The sequence below is a fragment of the Oerskovia sp. PE-21s genome, assembly GCF_056158145.1.
The window spans coordinates 1-19312 of record NZ_JBUXJM010000003.1 but is presented as its reverse complement, the minus strand read 5'-3'; the positions used below and the strand labels follow the sequence as shown (position 1 = coordinate 19312).

Here is a 19312-nt window from a genome sequence, read left to right as displayed (position 1 = left end):
AGACTAGTCGCCCGACGGCCTCTTGTGAACCAACTCATGGTGAGGTAGGCTCACTAACGGCGTCGAGGCCCCTCCTCCGCCGCCCCTCCCCCTCCGACCCCTGGAGGCCTCGTGTCCTTCCCCTCGTCCTTCGGTGGCGGCTCCGGCATGCGCACCTTCCGTCAGGACTCGTCCGTGGCCAAGCAGCGGCTGCACCGCGGCACGGTCCGGCGCATCCTCGGCTTCGCGCGCCCCTACAAGGCGCAGCTCGGGGTGTTCCTCGTGCTCATCGCCCTCAACGCCGCGGCCGGCGCCGTGACCCCGCTGCTGTTCAAGTCGCTCATCGACAACGGCATCACGGCCGGTCGCGTCGACGTCGTCGTCGAGATCTCGCTCGTCGTCGCCGGGATCGCGCTCGCGTCCGGCCTGCTGAGCATCGGGGAGCGCTGGTTCTCCGCCCGGGTCGGCGAAGGCCTCATCTTCGACCTGCGCACGGCAGTGTTCGACCACGTGCAACGCATGCCGCTCGCCTTCTTCAGCCGGACCCGCACCGGAGCCCTCGTCCAGCGTCTCAACGGCGACGTCCTCGGAGCCCAGCAGGCGTTCACGTCGACGCTGTCCAACGTCTTCTCGAACCTGCTCACGGTCGTGTTCGTGCTCGCCGCGATGCTCTCGATGTCGTGGGAGCTGACCCTCATCGCACTCGCTCTGCTCCCCGTGTTCGTGCTGCCCGCCCGCTGGGTCGGCCGCAAGCTCGCCGGCATCACGCGCGAGAGCTACGCCCTCAACGCGGACGCCGCGCAGATGATGAACGAGCGCTTCAACGTCGCGGGCGCGCACCTCGTCAAGATCTTCGGGCGCCCCGAGCAGGAGTCGGCGACGTACGCCGACCAGGCCGGGCGGGTGCGCGACATCGGCGTGACCTCGGCCATGTACGCGACCGTGTTCCGCGTCGCCCTCACGACGGTCGCCTCGGTCGCCGTCGCGATCGTCTACGGGCTCGGAGGCGTCATGGCCATCCGGGGCACGCTCACCGTGGGGGTCGTCGTGGCCCTCACGGCCTACCTCGCCCGCCTCTACGGACCGCTCACCGCGCTGTCCAACGTCCAGGTGGACGTCATGACCGCGCTCGTGAGCTTCGAGCGCGTGCTCGAGGTCCTCGACCTCGAACCGTCCGTCACCGACGCCCCGGACGCGCGCGACCTGTCCGACGACGTCTCCCACCACGGCGCGAGCCTCGCCCTCGAGCACGTCACCTTCCGCTACCCCGGCGCCGCCGACGTCTCGCTCGCCTCGCTCGAGGCCGTCGCGACAGTGAGCTCCGACCCGACGAGCGACACCCTCACCGACGTCACGTTCGAGGTCCCCGCTGGCGCGATGGTCGCGATCGTCGGCCCCTCGGGAGCGGGCAAGACGACGATCTCCCAGCTCGTCACGCGCATGTACGACCCCACCAGCGGCGCCGTGCGCATCGCCGGGCGCGACCTGCGGGAGGTCACCCAGCGCTCGCTCCAGGACACCGTGGGCGTCGTCTCCCAGGAGGCTCACCTCTTCCACGACACGATCGCAGGCAACCTGCGCTACGCCAGGCCGGACGCCACCGACGCCGAGCTGTGGACCGCGCTGCGCCAGGCGCACGTCGCGGATCTCGTCGAGTCCCTGCCCGCCGGGCTCGAGACAGTGGTCGGCGACCGCGGCTACCGGCTCTCGGGCGGCGAACGTCAACGGCTCGCGATCGCGCGCCTCTTCCTCAAGGCGCCGGCCCTCGTCGTGCTCGACGAGGCGACCGCCCACCTCGACTCCGAGTCCGAGGCGGCCGTCCAGCTCGCGCTCGACGCGGCGCTCGACGGGCGGACGTCCCTCGTCATCGCGCACCGTCTGTCCACCATCCGTCAGGCCGACATGATCGTCGTGCTCGACCAGGGCCGCGTCGTGGCGACCGGTACCCACACCGACCTCCTCGTCAGCGGCGGGCTCTACGCCGAGCTCTACCGGACGCAGTTCGCGACGCGGGACACGGTGAGCCCGCCGTCCGACGAGACGGTCGGTCCCCAGGACGACGAGGAGAGCATGGCGGTCTGACGGGAGACCGAGGTCAGGCGAACCGGCCGAGCCACAGCCCTGCGAGGGCGAGGGCCGCGATCGTCTCGCCGTCACGGACGGTCCCCCGGGAGATCATGCCGAGCACCTCGTGGAACGGCACGACCTCGACGCGGGAGATCCCCTCCTCGACCTGACTGGCGGACTGCCCCCGCGCCGCGCCCGTGGCGTCCGACGCGTCACCGGCCGCTCGCCCGGGCAGCGGCCCCGTCAACCCCCGAGCCACGAACACGTGCTCGGGGGCTTTCGCGAGCCCGTTGAGGGCGTCCATACCCCCGACCCGCACCCACTCCCGGGCACGGAGCCCCGTCTCCTCGAACAGCTCACGCTGGGCGGCGACGAGCGGCTCCTCCCCGTCGCTCGCGCCGGCGGGCACCTCGATCGAGAGCGCGTCCGTGGCGTAGCGGTGCTGCGTCACGAGGACGACCTCGTCGTCGTCGGTGAGGGCCACCACGAAGACCGCGGGCCAGCGCAGCTCGACGACGCCGTAGATGCCCGGCGCCCCGTCGGGGCGGATCACCCGATCCTCCCGCACCCTCATCCACGGGTTCTCGTACGCGGTGCGGGAGCTCTCGGTGATCCACGGCATCGTCCCAGCCTAGACGGCGATCCTCGCCCGTGGTCCCGCCGACGGCCTGCGCACGCGCCCCACCCCGGGCACGACGAAGGCCCGCCACCCGAAGGTGGCGAGCCTCGTCATGACATCACCCCAGCCCGGAGGCCGGGAGGAGATCAGTTACCGGTGAGCTTCTCGCGCAGAGCGGCAAGAGCCTCGTCCGAGGCCAGCGTGCCGGCAGCCTCTTCCTGGACCGGGGTCGAGGAGTAGGTGGCAGCGGAGCTGGCGGACGACTCGCCCGAGGTCGCAGCCTCGTCGTCGGCCTTGAGAGCCTCGGCGACCTGCTTGCGGTGAGCCTCCCAGCGCTCGTGAGCCTTCGCGTACTGCGACTCCCACGTCTCGCGCTGCGCCTCGAAGCCCTCGAGCCACTCGTTGGTCTCGGGGTCGAAGCCCTCGGGGTACTTGTAGTTCCCCTGCTCGTCGTACTCGGCAGCCATGCCGTACAGCGCGGGGTCGAAGTCGTCCGACTCCGGGTCCACGCCCTCGTTGGCCTGCTTGAGCGACAGCGAGATGCGGCGACGCTCGAGGTCGATGTCGATGACCTTGACGAAGACCTCGTCACCGACGTTGACGACCTGCTCGGGCAGCTCGACGTGGCGGACAGCCAGCTCGGAGATGTGCACGAGGCCCTCGATGCCGTCCTCGACGCGCACGAACGCACCGAACGGGACGAGCTTCGTGACCTTGCCCGGCACGACCTGACCGATGGCGTGCGTCCGGGCGAAGGTCTGCCACGGGTCCTCCTGCGTCGCCTTCAGCGACAGGGAGACACGCTCGCGGTCGAAGTCGACGTCCAGGACCTCGACCGTGACCTCCTGGCCCACCTCGACGACCTCGGAGGGGTGGTCGATGTGCTTCCAGGACAGCTCGGAGACGTGCACCAGACCGTCGACGCCGCCGAGGTCCACGAACGCACCGAAGTTGACGATCGAGGAGACGACACCGGGGCGCACCTGGCCCTTCTGCAGGGTCTGCAGGAAGGTGGAGCGAACCTCGGACTGCGTCTGCTCGAGCCACGCACGACGCGACAGGACGACGTTGTTGCGGTTCTTGTCGAGCTCGATGATCTTCGCCTCGATCTCCTTGCCGACGTACGGCTGGAGGTCGCGGACGCGGCGCATCTCCACCAGCGACGCGGGCAGGAAGCCGCGCAGGCCGATGTCGAGGATGAGGCCGCCCTTGACGACCTCGATGACGGTGCCGGTGACGACGCCGTCCTCTTCCTTGATCTTCTCGATCGTGCCCCAGGCACGCTCGTACTGAGCGCGCTTCTTGGAGAGGATCAGGCGACCTTCCTTGTCCTCCTTCTGGAGGACGAGGGCCTCGACTGCGTCACCGACCTTGACGACGTCCCCGGGGTCCACGTCGTGCTTGATGGACAGCTCGCGGGAGGGGATGACGCCCTCGGTCTTGTAGCCGATGTCGAGGAGAACCTCGTCACGGTCGACCTTGACGATCGTGCCTTCGACGATGTCACCGTCATTGAAGTACTTGATGGTGGCGTCGATGGCGGCAAGGAAGTCCTCTTCGGTGCCGATGTCGTTGATGGCAACCTGAGGTGCGGACTTCGCGGGGGTGGAGATGGTCATTGAGTTCGATGCTCCGATGCGGACAGGAAGTAGTTCGGATAGGGATGCTGCTGTGGTGGCCGCCACCGGTGACCTCCGCTCCGAGCACGGAACGGCCCCGCCACGACGAACACGACGGACGCGTCACGTCTCAGGCAGGAGGTAGGGCGGTAGGCGCACTGCACCGTCAGACATCCTATCGACGGAAAGGCGACCGGGTCAAAGGGAGCCGTATCGGTGCACACGCTCTCACCCGTTCGACGTCGCGCGTGCCGGTCGGTGGCCCGTCGACCGACGCACGACGGCCGCTCGTGGGTGCCACGAGCGGCCGTCCGCGGTGCGGGAGCGTGCGTCAGGACAGGGCGTGCGCGACCCGCAGCAGCTCGGCAGGCACGTGCTTGACCTTGCCCGCGATCTCGTCGAGCGGGACGAGGACGACGCTCTCCCCGCGCAGCGCGGTCATGACCTTCGACTCCCCGCGCGAGATCGCGTCGACCGCGGCCACGCCGAAACGGCTGCCGAGAATGCGGTCCGTCGGGGTGGGCTCCCCGCCACGCTGGACGTGGCCGAGCACGGTCAGGCGCGTGTCGAACCCCGTGCGCTTGGCGATCTCGGCCGACACCCGCTCACCGATCGAGCCCGCGATGATCTCGCCGTACTTGCCGAGCTCCTGGGTGAAGTTCATGCTGCTGCCCTCACGCGGCACGGCACCCTCGGCGACCACGACGATCGAGAAGTTGGCGTGCGCACGGTGACGGTGGCGCAGGAACTTCTCGATGGCGTCCATGTCGAACGGGTCCTCGGGGGCGAGCACGACCTCGGCACCGCCGGCGATGCCGGCGTTGACGGCGATCCAGCCCGCGTGGCGGCCCATGACCTCGACAACCATGACGCGGTTGTGGCTCTCCGCGGTCGTGTGGACCCGGTCGATCGCCTCGGTCGCGATGTTGACGGCCGTGTGGAAGCCGATCGACAGGTCGGTGCCCTCCACGTCGTTGTCGATCGTCTTGGGGATCGCGACGATGTTGACGCCCGCGTCCGCGACCTTGCTCGCGGCGTGCAGCGTGCCGTCGCCGCCGATGCAGATCATGGCGTCGAGACGCTCGGCCTCGACCGTCGCGAGGACCGCGTCGATGCCGCCGTCGGAGGCGTGCGGGTGGAAGCGGGCGGTCCCCAGGAGGGTTCCGCCCACGGGCAGCACGTTCCGGATGTCCTGGCGTCCGAGCGGGATGATGTCGCCGTCGACGACCCCCTTCCACCCGTTGCGGAACCCGATGATCGTGTGTCCGTACTCGCCCATCCCCTGCTTGACGACAGCCCTGATGGCCGCGTTCAAACCGGGGCAGTCCCCGCCACCTGTGAGCAGACCGATGCGCAACTCGAACCTCGTCTCGTGATGAGTGATCGTCGGAAGGCGGACCAGCGCCATCGCTCGACCGACCAGCCCCCACCCTATCGATCACCTGGGGCGATGCCGCGGAACGACCCTCCTCGCGAGACGATGGATGCATGACGGATGAGACGATCGGGTCGGTCGGGTACCGCGACGTGCCCGCGGAGCAGGGCGGGGCCGCGGGCCGCACGTGGTGGGACGCCAACGCGCAGGAGTACCTCGACGAGCACGGCGACTTCCTCGGCGCGGTGGACTTCTGCTGGTGCCCCGAGGGGCTGCGCGAGTCGCAGGCCCACCTCCTGGGCGACCTCGACGGCCGCCGCGTGCTCGAGGTCGGAGCGGGCGCGGCGCAGTGCTCGCGCTGGCTCGCGTCGCGCGGCGTCGAGGTCGTCGCGACCGACGTGTCGGGCGGGATGCTCGCCACGGGTGCACGGCTCAACGCGTCGACGGGCATCACCGTGCCGCTCGTGCAGGCCGACGCGCGCAGGCTCCCGTTCGCGGACGCGAGCTTCGACGTCGCGTTCACGTCGTTCGGGGCCATTCCCTTCGTGCCCGACGCCGCCGCGATCCACCGCGAGGCCGCTCGCCTCCTGCGTCCCGGCGGGTCGTGGGTGTTCTCGGTGACCCATCCGTTGCGCTGGGCGTTCCCCGACGACCCGAGCGAGCACGGCCTGACGGCGCACCGCTCGTACTTCGACCGCCGACCCTACGTCGAGACCGACACGTCCGGTCGCGTCGCGTACGCCGAGTACCACCGGACGATCGGGGACCACGTGCGTGAGGTCGTGAGCGCAGGGCTCGTGATCGAGGACGTGGTCGAGCCCGAGTGGCCGGCCGACAACCAGGAGGTCTGGGGCGGCTGGGGGCCGGTCCGCGGCGCCTACCTCCCAGGGACCGCCATCTTCCGGACGCGCCGGGCGGGCTGACGCGGGCGAGGTTCCGCGTCGGAGCTGTCAACATGGGTTGACGCAGTGCCAACCGTCAACCTATGTTGACACAGTGGCCACGGCCACCCGACCGGAGGACACCCCATGAAGGAGCCCGACATGACGATGCTCGTCCGCGCGGCCGACGACGACGACCCGCTGCGTGCCCTCGCGGCGCTGCGCGAGCTGCGGTCCGAGGCCGACCGCCGCGAGGCGCTCGTGGTGCGCCGCGCCCGTTCCCGAGGCGTCTCCTGGGCCGCCATCGCGACGATCCTCGGTGTCAGCCGCCAGGCCGTCCACAAGAAGTACGGCGGGTCCCGGTTCGCCCGGTCGTGAGCCCGCAGCGACGAGCAGGCCTCCGCCGTCGTCGGGCAGCGCTGCAGCCTCCCGACGACGGCCGACCGGACCTCAGTGGCCCGCGTCGTGCCAGGTGCGTCCCGCACCCACCGAGACGTCCAGCGGGACCGAGAGCTCGGCCGCCGCACCCATCTCCCGGCGCAGGAGCTGCTCGACGGTGTCCCGCTCCCCCGGTGCGACCTCGACCACGAGCTCGTCGTGGACCTGCAGGAGCAGGCGCGAGCGCAGGTCCTGCTCGTCGAGCGCGCGCTGGACGCCCAGCATCGCGACCTTGATGATGTCGGCCGCGCTGCCCTGGATGGGGGCGTTGAGCGCCATGCGCTCCGCCATGTCGCGACGCTGGCGGTTGTCGCTCGTGAGGTCGGGCAGGTAGCGACGACGCCCCAGGATGGTCGCGGTGTACCCGGTGACCCGGGCCTCGTCGACGACGCCCGTGAGGTAGTCGCGCACGCCGCCGAAGCGCTTGAAGTAGTCCTCCATGAGGCCCGCGGCCTCGCCCACCGAGATGTTGAGCTGCTGCGAGAGGCCGAACGAGGACAACCCGTACGCCAGGCCGTAGGACATCGCCTTGATCTTGGACCGCATCGCTGGGGTGACCTGGTCGGTCGGGACGTCGAACACGCGCGATCCCACGTAGCTGTGCAGGTCCTCGCCCGAACGGAACGCCTCGATGAGGCCCTCGTCGCCCGACAGGTGCGCCATGATGCGCATCTCAATCTGGCTGTAGTCCGCGGTCAGCAACGTCTCGTAGCCCTCGCCGACCACGAACGCGCGGCGGATCCGCCGACCCGCCTCGGTGCGGATGGGGATGTTCTGCAGGTTCGGGTCCGTCGAGCTCAGCCGCCCCGTCGCCGCGATCGTCTGCTGGAACGTCGTGTGGATGCGCCCGTCGGGAGCGACGGACTTGAGCAGGCCCTCGACCGTCTGCCGCAGGCGCGTGGCGTCGCGGTGCGCGAGCAGGTGCTCGAGGAACGGGTGCCCCGTCTTGGCGAACAGGTCCGCGAGGGCTGCCGCGTCCGTGGTGTAGCCGGTCTTGATCTTCTTGGTCTTGGGCATGCCGAGCTGGTCGAACAGGACTTCCTGGAGCTGCTTGGGCGAGCCCAGGTTCACCTCGCGGCCGATCACGTCGTAGGCCTCGGACGCGGCGGTCGCGACGAGCTCACCGAAGTGCTTCTCGAGCTCGGTCAGGTACTCGACGTCCGCAGCGATGCCGCGCGACTCCATGCGAGCGAGGACGTCGACCAGCGGAAGCTCGAGATCCCTGAGCAGGTGGTCCGCGCCGCGGTCGCGCAGCTCGCCCACCAGGACCTCCGAGAGGTCGAGGACGCCGACGGCGCGTACGGCGTCCCGCTTGTCCTCGCCCGAGCCGTCGAGCGAGAGGTCGAGCGCCCCCTGGGGCTCGTCGACCTCCTCGACCCGCAGCTCGCGCTTGAGGTGCCGGATCGCGAGGTCCCCCAGGTCGTAGCCGCGCTGGTCGGGGTGGCAGAGGTAGGCCGCGAGCTCGGTGTCGAACACGACACCCTGCAGGTCGAAGCCGCGCGCGGCGAGCTCGTGCCACGTGCCCTTGGCGCCGTGGACCACCTTGGGCGCGTCGGCGTCCGCGAGCCACGCGGCCAGGGCTTGCTCGTCGACGACCGCGACGTCGGCGAGGTCGACCGCGACCGCAGCGGCGCCGTCGTCCGCCACGGCGAGCGACCACGCGTCACCGCCCACGGGGGCGGCCTTGCCCGCCACCACGAGCCCGACCGGGCGCTCCTTGCGCGCGGTGAGCCAGCTGCCGAGCTCACCCTGCCCGAGCGCGGCGAGCGAGACGTCGAAGCCCTCCTCGACGTCCTCCTCCCCCTCCGGGGCGAGCGCGAACAGGCGCTCGCGCAGGGCCGTGAACTCCAGGGCGTCGAACACGCGGTGCATCGCCTCGCGGTCCCAGGGCTGGGCCAGCAGGTCGTCCGGGCCGAGCGGGAGCTCCATGTCCGTCAGCAGGGCGTTGAGCTGCCGGTTGAGGCGCACCTGGTCGAGGTTGGCCCGCAGGTTCTCCCCCGCCTTGCCCGTGATCTTGTCGGCCGAGGCCAGCACGCCGTCCAGGCCGTCGTACGCGTTGATCCACTTGGCCGCCGTCTTGGGACCCACGCCCGGGATGCCGGGCAGGTTGTCGCTGGTCTCCCCCACGAGTGCGGCGAGGTCCGGGTAGCGCTCGGGCGGGACGCCGTACTTCTCGAGGACCGCGTCCGGGGTCATGCGCGCGAGCGTCGAGACACCGACCTTCGGGTAGAGCACCGTCACGTCCTCGCGGACCAGCTGGAAGGAGTCGCGGTCGCCCGAGCAGATCAGGACCTCCATGCCCACGGCCGCGGCCTGGGTCGCGAGGGTCGCGAAGATGTCGTCCGCCTCGAAGTTCTCCTTCTGCAGCACGGGGATGTTGAGCGTCGCGAGGATGTCCTTGATGAGTGGGACCTGACCCTTGAAGGGCTCCGGGCTCGCGTCGCGCGTGCCCTTGTAGGTCGGCAGGACCTCGGTGCGGAACGAGGCTCGCCCGGCGTCGAACGCGACCGCGACGTGCGTCGGCTTCTCGTCACGCAGCAGGTTCGTCAGCATCGAGACGAACCCGTAGACGGCGTTCGTCGACTGGCCGGTGGTCGTCGAGAACTTCTCGACCGGCAGGGCGAAGTAGGCCCGGTAGGCCATCGAGTGTCCGTCGATCAGCAGGAGGCGAGGTCGCGCAGTGGTGGTCACGAGTGCAAACCTATCCGCTATGACTGACACGCACGGAGCCGAGAGCCCGACCATCTCCCCCGACGACGCAGCGCTCGAGGCGCTGCGCGCGAGCACCGTGGGCACCCTCATCGAGCGCATGGGCATCACCCTCGACGACGTCGCCCCGGACCGCGTGACCGGCAGCATGCCGGTCACCGGCAACACCCAGCCCGCCGGTCTGCTGCACGGCGGCGCCTCGGTCGTGCTGGCCGAGACCCTGGGCTCGATCGCGGCGCAGATCCACGCGGGCGAGGGGCGCGCGGCCGTGGGCATCGAGATCAACGCCACACACCACCGTGGCGTGCGCTCGGGCTCGGTGCACGGCGTCGCGACGGCGCTGCACCTGGGACGGACCACCGCGAGCTACGAGATCGTGGTGGTCGACGACGAGGGGAGGCGCGTGTGCACCGCGCGCCTGACCTGCATGGTGCTCGACGGGCGCTGAGGCCCGCCCGACCACCAGGCGCACGAAGGGCCCGGCTCGAAGGATCGAGCCGGGCCCTTCACGTGTCGGGGTCAGCGGGTCGCAGGCTCGCTCACGAGCGGGGCGTCGAGACCCGCTGCGGCCTCGCGACGGTAGTCGTCCTGGAAGGCGCGCAGGTCGACCGGACCCGTCTGACCGTCGGTCCGCGCCTTGCGACGGCGTGCGATGAGGTCCTCAAGACTGCGCGCGCCACGGCGCAAGGTGCCCGAGTCCGCGGCGAGCCGTCGCTGGAGCACCGACGTCGAGACGACACGATGCCCGGCGGCGGGTGCGAAACCGAGCCGCGCGAGAAACCGCTGCACGCCCCGGGAGCCCGGGATCGGCACCGAGAAGACGTCGATCGCGCCGTGCTCGGCTGCGAGCTCCGCGGTCGCCGTGAGCAACGCGTGGCCTACCCCGCGTCGCCGCGCGTCCTGCGACACGTAGAGCGCCTCGATGTACAGGCTGGGCTCGTCGTTGAAGAGGTGCGGGTCGAGCACACGGGCGAGGAGGAAGCCGACCGGGACGTCGTCGTGGAACGCCACGAGCGCCGTGCCGCCGGGGACGGACAGCAGCACCCGGAGCTGGCGGACCAGCTTGGACTCGTCCGAGAGGCAGACCTGAGGACCGGCCGCGGACTCGCGACGCGCCTCGGCACAGAGTGCAGCGACACCAGGGAGGTCGTTGCCGATCGCAGGCCTGACCACTACTGCTGCACGCACGTGGAACCTCCTCGTAGGATCCTCCGACCTCGGAGCACCCCGGCGGCAGCAGAACTGTCTGCCACCGACGAGCGCCCCCGGTCATCGATCGACTGATGCTTCGTGGGAGTCCGGATCGTCGAACTCATCGTCCTGGACACCTGTCCATGACGATAGCCTTCTTGAGCGTCCCGAACAAAGAGGCTGTTCACGACCCGGTTCGCGACGTGCCGCACCGGATCAGGCGCCGCCGACCTGCTCGATGACGGCGTCCGCGACCTCTCGCATCGTCAGACGACGGTCCATGGACGTCTTCTGGATCCAGCGGAACGACTCGGGCTCGGAGAGACCCATCTTGGTCATGAGCAGACCCTTCGCGCGGTCGACGCGCTTACGGGTCTCGAACCGCTCGGCCAGGTCCGCGACCTCGGACTCGAGCGCGCTGATCTGCGAGTAGCGGGAGATCGCGATCTCCACGGCGGGCAGCAGGTCCGCGGGGCTGAACGGCTTGACGACGTACGCCATGGCGCCGGCGTCGCGCGCGCGCTCGACCAGCTCGGTCTGCGAGAACGCCGTCAGCAGCACGACGGGAGCGACGTGCGCCTTGCCGATGCGCTCGGCCGCCGAGATGCCGTCGAGCTCGGGCATCTTGACGTCCATCACGACGACGTCGGGCTTGAGCTCGAGCGCGAGCCTGACCGCGGTCTCGCCGTCCCCCGCCTCGCCGACGACGTCGAAGCCCGCCTCGCGGAGCGTCTCGACGACGTCCATGCGGATCAGCGCCTCGTCCTCCGCGACGACGGCACGGCGGGCAGGGCGAGCGCCCGACGGCGCAGCGGGCGCCTCGGCCTCGGCGCTCGGTTCGGGCTTGATCAGGGGGGGCAGGTCGAGCGGTGCCGTGGCATCGGGCTGCGCGTTGTCGTCACTCACGTCCCTCATCGTAGTGGGAGAACACCCCGTTCGCCCCGCGCTGTGGGTGTGATTCTCGTTTCGTCCCGGTTCTGTGGTTCGATGGTCCACGCACCGCTGCGGGCTCCTCGTGGTCCCCGGACGGTCAGTGCCCCGGTAGCCCAACCGGCAGAGGCGTTCGGCTCAAACCCGATCCAGTGTGGGTTCGAATCCCACCCGGGGCACCCCCACGATGCAGGTCAGCGCGTTGACGCCTGGCCTGCATCGTCGTTCATGAAGCCGGACAGGGCCCGGTCCACCCACCCTGCGCGCCGGAGCCCCCCGAAGAAGGTCCCACGCGCCTTGTCCGCCACGTCGCATCCGGGTCTCCTCCCGATGGCGGCCCTCTCGACCTCCGGTCGATCGAATATCGACTTTCGCTCGAGGTGGGAGCGCGCACGGTGCGAGAACGTGAAGAGACGCCCCAGGGGCATGGACGGACCGTGTGCCTCGTGGGACAGGGACGGCGGGACTGCGACACGCACGAGGTCGTCGAGGTCATGGGGTACCTCGCCGACCTCACGACAACCCTCGCTCAGCTGGCCGAGGTGCTCGCAGGCGAGCAGATCCGTACTGCGGCCGAGCACCGCGCCACGATCGAGCAGGCGAAGGGCATCCTCGCGCCCACGTGCGACGTGAGCACCAGCCCCGCCTTCAGCGTCCTGCGGGCCGCGTCGAACGACCACGACGTGCCCCTGCGCAGGCTGTCGGGGTGGGTCGTCGAGCTGGCCGAACGGCTCCCGGTCGCCGAGGAACATCGGCGATCGGTGCACGCTCTCCTGGACCGACCGTGCCAGCCGCAGCCGGAGGCGGCCGTGCTCGAACGACCGGCCTGACCGACAGGTCGCCGCACCCCCGCCGTCGGGCGGCGCCCGCCCGCCTCCCCCGACGCCGTCCCCCGCGGGGGACGAGGAGACCACGAAGAAGGCCGGGCGGCCGACGGGACGCGCTGGAACACGCACCGTCGGCCGCCCGGCCGTAGGAACCCCGGTCCGTCGTGCCCGTGTCGGGGGACCACCCGCACGACGGACCGAGGCGGTCTCAGGAGTCGGCGCCGACGGCCACCCGCTCCGGTGTGGCAGCCGGAGCCTCGGCCTTGCGGTGCCGCAGCACACGCCGCGTGACCATGAACCCGCCGGCCAGCACCAGGAGACCGATCAGCACGGTCGCACCGATCTGGATGTAGACCCAGGTCGGCGGCGTGTAGGTGACCGTGGCCCCGGGCGCTAGCCCGTTCATGGCGTTCGAGTTGGCGACCGTGAACAGGATGTTGTGGGTCGCCTCACGGATGTCGCTGACCGCCTTGGCCGACGTCGTGTCCACGAAGGACTTCGACGGCTGGAAGGTCAGGGTCAGGTCCGTGCCCGCGCTGATCCCCTGGTTCGGGCTCATGTAGGGGTACAGGTTGAAGTCCGAGATCGCGAAACCTTCGAAGCCCCACTCGGTGCGCAGGACGTTCGTCATGAGCGCCTCGGAGCCGCCCGCCCAGGTGGCGCCGATGCGGTTGAACGAGCTCATGATGCCGCCCGCTCCGATCGTCGTCTCCGAGATCGTGCCGTTCTCGTCGGACACGTACTGCACGTCCATCGTGATGTTCTTGACGGCCATCTCGAACGGCTTGAGGTAGATCTCGCGGATCGTCTGCTCGTCCGCCCAGGTGGCGATGCCGTTGTTGACGCGGTTCGTCTCCTGCTCGTTGAGGGCGAAGTGCTTGAGCGCCGTGTAGACGCCCTTGCTCGCGGCACCGTTGGACACCGCGGTCGCCATCGCACCGGAGAGGAACGGGTCCTCCGAGTAGTACTCGAAGTTGCGGCCGCCGAACGGCGAACGGTGAAGGTTCATCGCGGGCGCGTACCAGCCGTTGATGTCCTTGAACATCGCCTCGTTGCCGAGCATCTCGCCCATCGCCCTCCCGAGCTCGACGTCCCACGTCTGCGCGATGAGGAACTCCGACGGGTAGGCCACACCGTTGATCGAGGAGTTGATGAACGAGGAGAACCCCGCGGGGCCGTCGGGCTCGACGGTCTGCGGCTTGGCGATCGAACCGATCGCGGCCGTCTGGTAGGCACCGTTGAGGAGCATGCTGGTCATGTCACCGACCGAGACCGAGTCGAGCAGCTCGTCCCACTTCGGGTCGTCCTTGGGCAGACCACGCATGTCGACGAGAGTGAGGTCCGTCTGCGCGCCGGTCGTGGGCATCTCGCCCTCGAACGCTGCCGCCGCGGCCTCGTCGTCCCAGGGCTGGAAGCCCTCCTGGACCGCCTCGTCCGCGACGAGCATGTCCGCGGTCGGAGCCTTCGGGAACGTCCCGGCGAAGTCCGCGCGGGACATCGAGAGGATCTTGCCCTCGGTCGGCTCGGTGCTGAACGCCGCCGAGACGTCGTCGAACTGGTTGGTCACCGGAGCGAGGTCCGTCGCGCGGTGGTCGTCGCCCGAGTACACGACGTCGGAGTCGACCGTGTAGGTGATCGGCGTCGTGCCCGGGGCGACCGTGTGGGAGTCGGTCCGCAGGGTGATGCTGTAGTCGCCCGCCTCGAGGACGTACGCCTGGTTGCCCAGGTGGTCGTACGAGGCCATGTCCTCGACCGCGAGGTCGATCGTCACGGTCTCGCTCGCGCCCGGCTCGATCAGCCCCGTCTTGGTGAACCCACCGAGCACGACCTCGGACTTCTCGATCCCGCCGTCCGTGTAGGGAGCGGTGTAGTAGAGCTCGACGACGTCCTTGCCCGCCGTGGCGCCCGTGTTGGTGACCTCGACGGTCACGGAGATCTTCCCGTCGACCGCACCGGCCTCGGTGCTGACGACGTTCCAGGCGAAGCTCGAGTAGCTCAGGCCGTACCCGAAGGGGTAGACGACCGCGTCGTCATAGTCGATGAAGCCCTCTGCCGCCGCGGTCTCGTAGTAGCGGTAGCCGAAGTAGATGCCCTCGGCGTAGTTCACGAACGGGGCGTCGGAGGTCAGCGTCGCGTTGGAGGTGGCCTTCTCGATCGCCGGGACCGGGAACGACGCCTCGATGTTGTCGTAGACGAAGCCGCCGAAGTTGGCGAAGGTCGGGTCTGCCGTGAAGTCTGCGGCCCACAGGTCCGAGGTGCGACCCGACGGGTTCACGTCGCCCGCCAGGATGTCGCCGAGCGCGTCGAGGCCCGTCGCGCCGGGCGAGCCGGCGAGCAGGATCGCGTCGACCCCGGGGTCGTCCTGGAGGTCGCCCATCTCGATGGTCGTCGAGGCGTTGACCACGACGACGACCGTCTCGAAGCTCTCCTTGGCCAGCGCGATCAGGTCACGCTCGTCCTTGTTGAGCTCGAGCTGGTGCTGTCCGGGCTCGGCGTTCTCGTCCCAGTCCGCCATGTCCTGCGTGAGGTCACCGCCCTCACCGCCCGGACGCCCGACGTAGACGACGGCCGCGTCGGAGTACTGCGAGAACGACGAGGCCTGCGCCTCGTACTCGCTCACCGGCATCTCACCGATGTAGTAGGTCGAGATGTCGGGGCGGTCCATCTCGATGTAGCCCCGGGGGTTCTCCGCCGCGAACGCCTCGATCGTGGTGAAGACCTGGTCGTTGACCTCGAACCCGGCGTTCTCGAGGCCGGCACGTGCCGTGACCGCCGAGTTCGTGTCGACCGACCCCGAGCCAGAACCGCCGAACACGGGGTCCGCTGCCGCGCGACCCAGCATCGTGACGCGCGAGCTCGGCGCCAGCGGCAGCGCTCCGGCATCGTTCTTCGCCAGGACGATCCCGCCGGCCGCGATCTCCTCGACGAGCGTCTTGGCCGCAGCGTCGACCTCGTCGATCGACCCGAAGTCGGACGTGTAGTACTCGGTGTCCCAGTCGGCCGACTCCGCCGCGTTCGTGAACTCGTACGTGCCGGAGCCGAACTGGGACGCGACCCAGCCGCCGGCGACGTTGAGCGCGACGTTCGCGACGACCGTCACGACGGTCACCGTGGCGAGCGTGGGTGCCCAGATCCACAGGTACTTCTTGTTCGACATCGGCTTCTTCTGCCGATCGGCGTTCTTCGCCTTGGCGTTCACTGCATTCCTCCTCGAGTGCGGGCAGCGATCAGATCATGGGTGGGATCGTCGGCTGTGCGCCGCGGACGTGACGCACTGCCAGCGTCTCGTCGTGATTGGTCGACGGCCCGGCCCCGCGGACGTCGTCTGGCCAGGGACCGGGCGGTGCTCCGCAGAGCTACTCCGACACCTCGGAGATCTTCCCGTCCTGGTCGATCTGCCACGTCTGGCCGGTGGCGGCCGAGTCGCCCTCGATCGTGAACTTGCCGTCCTTGATGTCGACCGTGCCCTGCACGCGCGACGCGGCGTCCGAGGCCGTGTAGGGCACGACGAGGAGGCCGTACTTGACGGTCGGGGCCTTGACGTCGCTGGCAAGCATAATCTGGGCCCAGGAGTCGTCCTCGGCCAGGGCGTCCGCCACGGCCGTCTTGGCGTTCTCGAGGTCGTCCTTGATGTCGACGTCGGCTGCCTGCTCCGCGGAGGCGTTCGCGCCCGAGTCGCCGTCGCCGCTGCCGCAGGCGGTGAGGCCGAAGAGCCCCGTCAGACCCAGCACGACGCCGAGGCCGGTGGTCAGCACCTTGTTCTGCTTCACTTCTGCTCCTTGGTGAGTTCTGGCCGCGAGCACGTCCCGCGGCCTTGCGGGTGCACCGGGGCGTCCACGGGGACGCCCGGGTACCCGGGTGGCCGGCGGCGCGAGCCGCCGGCCACCCGGTGCGCGGCCGTCAGTCCGTGATCGGCCCCGCGAAGTTCAGGCCGAAGCCGTAGTCGTACGAGCTGCCCGCGGCGTCCGTGTAGGGCGTCATGTCCTTGGAGACGTCCTCGAGCTGCGCCTCGACCGTGTCCATGTCCTTCGGGAACTGGATCGGCAGGCGGCCCTTCGGCTCGTAGAGGCCGAGTGCGACCTCGATGAGCGCCTGGTCGCTGGTGCCGAAGCCCACGACGATGGCGTCGGACTTGCCCTCGAACTCGGTCGGGACGACCGGGTTGATCGCCTTGAGGACCGTGATCACCGGGATGTCCTTGCCGGTGGCCTCGACAGCAGCCGTGGCACGCTCGAACGCGTCCAGGTCGGACTCGTTCGCGATCTTCGAGGTGTTGCCGAAGTACGAGCGGTTCTGCTTGGTGCCGTCGGCCAGGATGTCGCCCGAGAGGGAGACCTTGCGGACGTTCTCGCCGTCCGCGGTGTACGGACGGTACTGCAGCGACAGCGGGTACCAGGTGTCGTTCTCCAGGTCGTGACCGATGTTGGAGAAGTTGCCGCCGTTGTCCGGGGAGTCCATGCCCACCAGGACGACGTCGACGTCGGAGAGGTCGGGAGCGGTGTAGCTCGACACGACACCCTCGGCGTCGGTCACGGCCTCGTCGGTGACGACCTTGCCGAAGTACTTCTCGGCGGTCTCGATGTCGATGCTCGGTGCCTCGGTGTACTCACCGGGACCGAACGCGCTGGGGAAACCGGTGTTGAAGTTGCGCGGGATGTAGACGGTCTTGTCCTTCCAGTCCGCGGCGTCCGTGGCCGAGATGGTCTCGCCGTCGTTCTTGAGCATGACCACCGAGTCGAGCTGGGCCGCGTAGCCCGCCTCGACCTTGTCGTCGCTCGCGAGGACTTCCTTCGACTGCTCGAGGTCGAGGAACGGGTTCTCGTACAGGCCCGGGTTGAAGAACATCGTGAGGATGCGTGCGCCGGACTCCTGGAAGCGGGTCTGCGCGTCCTCCTCGAGCTCGCCTGCCTCGAACTTCTGCTGCCACAGGTCGGCGGCCTCGAGGATGTGGGTCGCGTCGTTGACGCCACCGAACATGTCGTGGCCGGTGCCCAGCACCTTGAGGTAGCGCTCGGCCGGGGTGAGGCTCTCGGCGCCCCAGGCCATGCCGAACATCTCGCCCTCGTCGTCGGCGCCGCTCATGACGCCCCAGTCGGTGACCACGACGCCCTCGTAGCCGGCGTCCTTGCGGAGCTGGTCCATGCGGTCCTGGTCGTACGCCGTGCCCATGCGGTCGGTGAACTTCGGCTCACCGTTCGCGTCGAGCGCGATCGAGTACGCGGTCATCACTGCCGCGGAGTCGAGCGAGCCGAGGAAGGCCTGCTGCTGCGCCGCGATGTTGTCGCCCGGGTAGACGCCGTACTTGCCGGCGTCGGTGTGACCCTCGCGGCCACCTTCGCCCGGACCGTCACCGGACCAGTGCTTGATCATCGCGTTGACGGACTCCGGACCCCACTGGTCCGTGCCCTCGCTGCCCTGGTAGCCGTCGACGTACGCCGCGGCCAGCTCGGTGTTCTGGTCGGCGTCCTCGCCGAACGTGCCGCCCACGCGGAGCCAGCGCGGCTCGGTCGCGAGGTCGATCTGCGGCGACAGAGCCGTCGTCAGGCCGAGCGCACGGTACTCCGCCGAGGACATCTCGCCGAAGTTCTTGGTGTGCTCGGTGTTGAACGTCGCGGCGAGACCCAGGTTCGACGGCCAGCGCGAGATGTCCGCGCCCTCGGCGTTGTAGCCGCCGGAGCCCGCGGTCGAGCGCGGGTCGGACGCGAAGTTCACCGGGACGTACGGGGTGCCCTCGGCTGCGAGGGTCTCCGTGTAGGCCTGCATCGCGTTCGCCCACTTGACCGTCGCGTCGGCGTCGCTCGCGCCGGCGTGCAGCACGTTGCGCAGGTTGGAGTCCTTCAGGTACTCCTTCTGAGCGTCGGTGAGCCCGTCCGCCTGGGAGCGCTCGTGCGAGCTGAAGAGCATCAGGCCTGCGATCTGCTCGACCGACATCTCCTGTGCGAGGTCGGCGGCGCGGTCCTGAGCGGTCTCGCGCCAGTCCTCCCACGTGTCGAGCGTCCCGTTGGCGTTCATGTCCTTGAACGCGACCTTCTTGCCGTCGACCTCCTCGGTCAGGAGCTCGATCCCGCTGTCGGCGCCGTAGGAGAGGACCGGGCCGTCGCCGGGGTTCGTCACGACGACGAAGTCGGTCTTGCCGTCCGTGACCTCGCGGGTGGTGAAGGCGTTCCCGCCCTTGGTGTCGTTCTCGTCGGAGGTGCCGCTGGTGCAGCCCGCAACCGCGATCAGGGCGATCGCCGAGAGCGCCGCCGCTCCCTTGGCCCCTCTGGTCATCCTCTGGCCTCGTCGTGCCGTAGCCGTAGTCTTCATCGACATCCCATTTCGTCGCGCTTGCGGGTGTACACGTGTGTGTCTCCTTCGACTCTTCAAGTGCTGCCGCGCCCTAGATGCCCCCTCGTGGCAACATCGGTCGTGCGGACCTGGTCGACATCGGAGTCGGTCCCTGTCCGGACGACGCTGCGCTGCGCATGGCACACGCGGTGTCCCATCAGCGGAGCCCAGCGGACTCATCACAGCGCGGTTCCCGACGGCCTCCGGACCGTTCTGCACAACCTGTCGATTTCAGTGCACAACCTGTCGCCGGAGCGGGCTCCTTCGCCCGATGGCGGTGCTGTCGGCGCGCAGGGCGCGCATGGTGAAGGGCCCGGCACCGTGGTGGTGTCGGGCCCTTGGGGGGAGAG

Annotated in this window: 14 protein-coding genes and 1 tRNA gene; 6 read left to right on the top strand and 9 right to left on the bottom strand. The window is 69.6% G+C overall.

The annotated features are described in order from the left end of the window. Positions 1-147 precede the first annotated feature (147 nt). The gene (locus ACZDYF_RS05955) at positions 148-2061 is read left to right on the top strand and encodes an ABC transporter ATP-binding protein (RefSeq protein WP_475054659.1); all 1914 of its coding nucleotides are present in this window, start codon (positions 148-150) and stop codon (positions 2059-2061) included. A 13-nt stretch (positions 2062-2074) separates the two neighbouring features. On the opposite strand, the gene ACZDYF_RS05950 is transcribed toward ACZDYF_RS05955, so the two are convergent. From ACZDYF_RS05950 to ACZDYF_RS05940, 3 genes are all read right to left on the bottom strand, one after another. After that, complete coding sequence (locus ACZDYF_RS05950) at positions 2075-2668, bottom strand: NUDIX domain-containing protein (RefSeq protein WP_475054657.1); 594 nt, start codon at positions 2666-2668, stop codon at positions 2075-2077. 143 nt (positions 2669-2811) lie between these two features. After that, positions 2812-4284, bottom strand: a complete 1473-nt coding sequence (gene rpsA, locus ACZDYF_RS05945; protein ID WP_191790319.1) for a 30S ribosomal protein S1 — start codon at positions 4282-4284, stop codon at positions 2812-2814. 331 nt (positions 4285-4615) lie between these two features. After that, the gene (locus ACZDYF_RS05940) at positions 4616-5641 is read right to left on the bottom strand and encodes a 6-phosphofructokinase (protein ID WP_056652217.1); all 1026 of its coding nucleotides are present in this window, start codon (positions 5639-5641) and stop codon (positions 4616-4618) included. A gap of 131 nt (positions 5642-5772) precedes the next feature. Between ACZDYF_RS05940 and ACZDYF_RS05935 the strand changes: the two genes are divergently transcribed. Continuing rightward, positions 5773-6582, top strand: coding sequence for a class I SAM-dependent methyltransferase (locus ACZDYF_RS05935; protein WP_475054653.1), 810 nt, complete (start codon positions 5773-5775; stop codon positions 6580-6582). Positions 6583-6702: 120 nt separating this feature from the next. Further along, the gene (locus ACZDYF_RS05930; protein ID WP_225226919.1) at positions 6703-6918 is read left to right on the top strand and encodes a helix-turn-helix domain-containing protein; all 216 of its coding nucleotides are present in this window, start codon (positions 6703-6705) and stop codon (positions 6916-6918) included. Positions 6919-6990: 72 nt separating this feature from the next. Here the strand turns inward: ACZDYF_RS05930 and polA are convergent, their stop codons facing one another. Continuing rightward, complete coding sequence (gene polA, locus ACZDYF_RS05925) at positions 6991-9723, bottom strand: DNA polymerase I (protein WP_475054650.1); 2733 nt, start codon at positions 9721-9723, stop codon at positions 6991-6993. On the opposite strand from polA, the gene ACZDYF_RS05920 reads away from it, so the two are divergent. Continuing rightward, positions 9689-10135: a hotdog fold thioesterase gene (locus ACZDYF_RS05920; RefSeq protein WP_475054648.1), complete on the top strand. Its 447-nt coding sequence runs from the start codon at positions 9689-9691 to the stop codon at positions 10133-10135. The genes polA and ACZDYF_RS05920 overlap by 35 nt on opposite strands. A gap of 71 nt (positions 10136-10206) precedes the next feature. Here ACZDYF_RS05920 and ACZDYF_RS05915 read toward each other — a convergent pair whose 3' ends face one another. Together ACZDYF_RS05915 and ACZDYF_RS05910 are read right to left on the bottom strand one after the other, a co-directional pair. Beyond that, positions 10207-10875, bottom strand: a complete 669-nt coding sequence (locus ACZDYF_RS05915) for an N-acetyltransferase family protein (RefSeq protein ID WP_475054646.1) — start codon at positions 10873-10875, stop codon at positions 10207-10209. Positions 10876-11094: 219 nt separating this feature from the next. Continuing rightward, a complete protein-coding gene (locus ACZDYF_RS05910) occupies positions 11095-11793 on the bottom strand; it encodes an ANTAR domain-containing response regulator (RefSeq protein WP_400273612.1) in 699 nt (232 codons plus the stop codon). Positions 11794-11913: 120 nt separating this feature from the next. On the opposite strand from ACZDYF_RS05910, the gene ACZDYF_RS05905 reads away from it, so the two are divergent. Beyond that, positions 11914-11987: transfer RNA gene (locus ACZDYF_RS05905), tRNA-Leu, on the top strand. A gap of 267 nt (positions 11988-12254) precedes the next feature. Next, positions 12255-12638 carry an ANTAR domain-containing protein gene (locus tag ACZDYF_RS05900; protein WP_475054644.1) on the top strand — a complete coding sequence of 128 codons (384 nt, stop codon included), beginning with the start codon at positions 12255-12257 and terminating at the stop codon, positions 12636-12638. Positions 12639-12843: 205 nt separating this feature from the next. Here the strand turns inward: ACZDYF_RS05900 and ACZDYF_RS05895 are convergent, their stop codons facing one another. The 3 genes from ACZDYF_RS05895 to ACZDYF_RS05885 form a co-directional block, all read right to left on the bottom strand. Further along, the gene (locus ACZDYF_RS05895; protein WP_475054638.1) at positions 12844-15834 is read right to left on the bottom strand and encodes a glycoside hydrolase family 3 C-terminal domain-containing protein; all 2991 of its coding nucleotides are present in this window, start codon (positions 15832-15834) and stop codon (positions 12844-12846) included. A 157-nt stretch (positions 15835-15991) separates the two neighbouring features. Then, entirely contained in the window at positions 15992-16405 is a 414-nt protein-coding gene (locus ACZDYF_RS05890; protein WP_191790309.1) for a hypothetical protein, read from the bottom strand. Between the two features lie 130 nt (positions 16406-16535). Then, entirely contained in the window at positions 16536-18905 is a 2370-nt protein-coding gene (locus tag ACZDYF_RS05885; RefSeq protein WP_475054634.1) for a glycoside hydrolase family 3 N-terminal domain-containing protein, read from the bottom strand. Positions 18906-19312 lie beyond the last annotated feature (407 nt).

Coding starts and splice junctions, on each gene's coding strand:
- ACZDYF_RS05955 (WP_475054659.1), top strand. CDS start 148: ATGCGCACCTTCCGTCAGGACTCGTCCGTGGCCAAGCAGCGGCTGCAC.
- ACZDYF_RS05950 (WP_475054657.1), bottom strand. CDS start 2,668: ATGCCGTGGATCACCGAGAGCTCCCGCACCGCGTACGAGAACCCGTGG.
- rpsA (WP_191790319.1), bottom strand. CDS start 4,284: ATGACCATCTCCACCCCCGCGAAGTCCGCACCTCAGGTTGCCATCAAC.
- ACZDYF_RS05935 (WP_475054653.1), top strand. CDS start 5,773: ATGACGGATGAGACGATCGGGTCGGTCGGGTACCGCGACGTGCCCGCG.
- ACZDYF_RS05930 (WP_225226919.1), top strand. CDS start 6,703: ATGACGATGCTCGTCCGCGCGGCCGACGACGACGACCCGCTGCGTGCC.
- ACZDYF_RS05920 (WP_475054648.1), top strand. CDS start 9,689: ATGACTGACACGCACGGAGCCGAGAGCCCGACCATCTCCCCCGACGAC.
- polA (WP_475054650.1), bottom strand. CDS start 9,723: ATGGTCGGGCTCTCGGCTCCGTGCGTGTCAGTCATAGCGGATAGGTTT.
- ACZDYF_RS05910 (WP_400273612.1), bottom strand. CDS start 11,793: ATGAGGGACGTGAGTGACGACAACGCGCAGCCCGATGCCACGGCACCG.
- ACZDYF_RS05885 (WP_475054634.1), bottom strand. CDS start 18,905: ATGACCAGAGGGGCCAAGGGAGCGGCGGCGCTCTCGGCGATCGCCCTG.